Raw genomic sequence first — 3,292 nt, forward strand, 5'->3', positions numbered from 1 at the left:
GTATATTATTTATTAGCTTGTGCCTCACCTGCAATTAATTTACTACCTGAATATGTACCTTTTTGTATAAAAACTTGATTAATTAATTCTTTTTGCTCCTTTTCTGACATTACTCCTTTCCCTTCTCCTAAATTCCCACTTTGCAATTTCCAAATCTTGTTGTGGTCCACATCAACCTTTTCATATTTTCCTTGTTTCCATCGTTCTAAAATATCCACATATGTACTTTTTTGTGCAACATCATTACTATTTATAATTTCAAGTAAACTTTCAATACGTTCTTGTGTAATAAAAATATAACCCCATTTTTGATCAGCTTTCGTTTTTTGATGTGCCATTTCATGTAATGCTGTCTGTATGTTCTCATCTGTCCATTTGAAATTTTTATTAAAACCACTATTCGGCAATGAATGATTTCCATTTTCTAACAACTTTGCATCTTCGGATTTTACATTACTATCAGCTAGCACTTCTACTGCCGGAGCGGCTGGTGATGCCTTTTTCGCAGCTGGTTTACTATTATTCAGATAATACAGCATACCATACGTTACACCTACCCCGATTACCGCCATACCAGCTATAATTCCTATTATTTTAAATAATGTTTTCATCTCGCCTATTTCCTCCCACATAGCCCTTTTCATAATTCCTATCTATTAAAAACAGATGTAGCTTCTCTTTTTTCGCAACTTACTGCAATTCATTTTTTCATACTAATTAACATAAATATAACTATTACTTTCCAGAAATGTAGCAACTCCATCCTCATCATTACTTTTGGCAATAAATTTAGCGACGGATTTTAATTCCTCAACAGCATTGCTCATCGCTACACCAATCCCACACTTCTCTATCATTTCCATATCATTGTAGTCATCTCCAAATGCAATTACTTCAGATACGTCTCGATTTAAGTGCTGTAGAACATGCTGAATACTATTCCATTTTGAAACATCCGCATGCATAATTTGACACAATGTTCCGTTATCTGTAATGACTGCCTTGCACTCATCAGGCAATTCCTTAGTGAACTCCTTATTTATTGAACCATTAGTACAAACAATTACTTTAGAAGCTTTTTCAAAGTTTAACTCTCTTATATCCATGACTTCACACGGCACATTACCAAAATAATCAGTAACATCAAAATTTGAGTACAGCTTATCATTTATTTCAATACAAATATGATTAAGGTTATATTTTTTTGCTTTTTCTATGATTTCTAAAATATTATTCTTAGAAATCTCCTTTTTATATAAAATATCATTACCTTTAAGAACTAGAGCTCCGTTATAACAAATGATAATGTCATTCTTTAACACATTGGGAATATACTGATTTATAGCTCTTGGAGGCCTTGCCGTAGCAAAAATCAATTCGTCTCCATTATTTTTACATTCCCTCAAAATATTAATGGATTTCTCTGAAATTGTTTTATCACTTCTTAATAGAGTCCCATCTAGATCCGAAATAATAACTTTCCTCATGCTTAAATTAAGTCTCCTCTCATAAATTATCATTATTTACATTAATAGAATTATTTTAATAAATTTATCAATACTTTCATTACTTTTGATGCACCTATTCCTCCTTAAACTATATAGCAAAACTTTTCATGCATTTCCTTATATTGTATTTCTTTTTTAGGTAAATTAAAAGATTATTCTGTTATGTTATGAAATTTCTTCTCTAATCTTTATTACATATACTAAGCATTTCATTTAAAACTACGAAACTTTATACTATTTCCACTTATAAAGGAGATGAAAAAATATTGCACTTAAATAAAAAAACGAGCGCCTTATATGACACCCGTTGCTTTTTAATATGCACGATTCTCTTGTAACCACCTCGTTATAGCATCTAACCTTGAAATATCAAACCGTATTTCTTCATTCACTTTCAAATCCTTTAAACTTTTCATAATCTCCATTTCATTCGTCTTTACATTTTTCGCCTCGATTAACTTGCAGTACCCTTTTGTAACATTATTTAAGTTTTCATAATAACGTTGGAACGGTCTAGCTATATGTAAATGTTTTTCAAAGTTTCTTCTTTTTTTCGTCCCATCAGACTCTTTCCGTTTTCTAAGCTCTTCATCACTTGTATATAAATAAAAATATTGATCTGGAAAACCAATTTCTTCGTTAATTATCTTTTCTTTATAAAAGTTTTCTATTAAAGATAACGGCTGATTAAATATATCAAAATGGAAACACCAATTATAACTAAGTGGCTGATAAATATCACCATCGAGTATTACTAACTCATATTGCTGCGACTTCTGCATTGCTATATTCCAGCGCTCTACTTGTTTTTCAAAATACCATGTTCTATGTTCATTTTTTGGTCTTTCAAATAATAGATTAACTTCAGGTATAATAAATGCACCGTAATTTTTTTCTAGTTCACGGCATGTTGTACTCTTACCAACAGCGCTCGCTCCCTCAAATGCTACAATCCCCATAGTTTCTCCCACTTTCATTAACTAAAATCTCGTTGTTTCGCTCTTCTCCCCCATAACTGTCTCCATAAAACGATTGAAGCGATAGAAAGCATTATTGTTGTAATGATACTACCTTCAATACCAAATGAGCCTCCATGAAGCACTTCTGACCCATTTGTTACAGGTTTAAATAGCGGCGTTGAATATATCGTCATGCCACTAACTGCAAAACCATAGACGTTATATTGCGCCCAATTCCAAATGGAATGCCACGCGCATATCCCCCAAAGACTACTGTCTTTTAAAACGTAAAATGCTGTAAATACACCAACTAATATTATATTGGATATTGAAAGAATTGTAATACCGGGATTAAGTAAATGAAGAAAACCGAATAAAAAGGACGTCACTATAATCCCAACCCATATACGACTTCTAACAGAAATAACTGGAAACAACCAGCCTCGTACAATAATTTCTTCCGTTGCACCTTGTACTAAAAAAGCAATTAAAGATCCTACAATACCAAATATGGCGGTTGCCGTAATTTGTTGCATTTGTAGTTTTACAATCCCTGTTAATACAAGTACAATTACTGGTATTGAAATGAAGACAAATCCTATTAACGCACCTCTCAAATACTTTCCCATCCATTGTACTTTCCAAAAACCAATGGATGAAAATGACCTTTTTTCTACAAACCTAATCCATAAAAAAATAAAAAATATAGCCCCACCAAACGTTAATATCATCTCAATATTATTATAAATTGCCTTTACAAATGATGTATCCGCTTTCGGTAAAAACAGCATAAATAACATAAAAAATTCACCTAAAGTTAAAAAT

The 3,292-nt window shown here is 31.8% G+C and carries 4 protein-coding genes; all 4 read right to left on the reverse strand.

Annotated elements, in window-relative coordinates:
• Positions 1–5: 5 nt before the first annotated feature.
• The gene (locus AB3X48_RS19665; RefSeq protein ID WP_016104836.1) at positions 6–611 is read right to left on the reverse strand and encodes a PRK06770 family protein; all 606 of its coding nucleotides are present in this window, start codon (positions 609–611) and stop codon (positions 6–8) included.
• A 102-nt stretch (positions 612–713) separates the two neighbouring features.
• Entirely contained in the window at positions 714–1,487 is a 774-nt protein-coding gene (locus AB3X48_RS19670) for a Cof-type HAD-IIB family hydrolase (RefSeq protein WP_016104835.1), read from the reverse strand.
• A 335-nt stretch (positions 1,488–1,822) separates the two neighbouring features.
• Positions 1,823–2,485 (reverse strand): nucleoside/nucleotide kinase family protein, encoded by a 663-nt coding sequence (locus AB3X48_RS19675; RefSeq protein ID WP_033714712.1) that lies wholly within the window; start codon positions 2,483–2,485, stop codon positions 1,823–1,825.
• Positions 2,485–3,292, reverse strand: an 808-nt coding sequence (locus AB3X48_RS19680; protein ID WP_367959834.1) for a CPBP family intramembrane glutamic endopeptidase, incomplete at its 5' end; no start/stop codon positions are given. The genes AB3X48_RS19675 and AB3X48_RS19680, both read right to left, overlap by 1 nt.

Source organism: Bacillus sp. S4, assembly GCF_040838205.1.
In the GTDB taxonomy this organism is placed as follows: domain Bacteria; phylum Bacillota; class Bacilli; order Bacillales; family Bacillaceae_G; genus Bacillus_A; species Bacillus_A cereus_U.

What these genes read in the sequence shown, in the direction of transcription:
- AB3X48_RS19665 (WP_016104836.1), bottom strand. Translation starts at nt 611, where the DNA reads ATGAAAACATTATTTAAAATAATAGGAATTATAGCTGGTATGGCGGTA.
- AB3X48_RS19670 (WP_016104835.1), bottom strand. Translation starts at nt 1,487, where the DNA reads ATGAGGAAAGTTATTATTTCGGATCTAGATGGGACTCTATTAAGAAGT.
- AB3X48_RS19675 (WP_033714712.1), bottom strand. Translation starts at nt 2,485, where the DNA reads ATGAAAGTGGGAGAAACTATGGGGATTGTAGCATTTGAGGGAGCGAGC.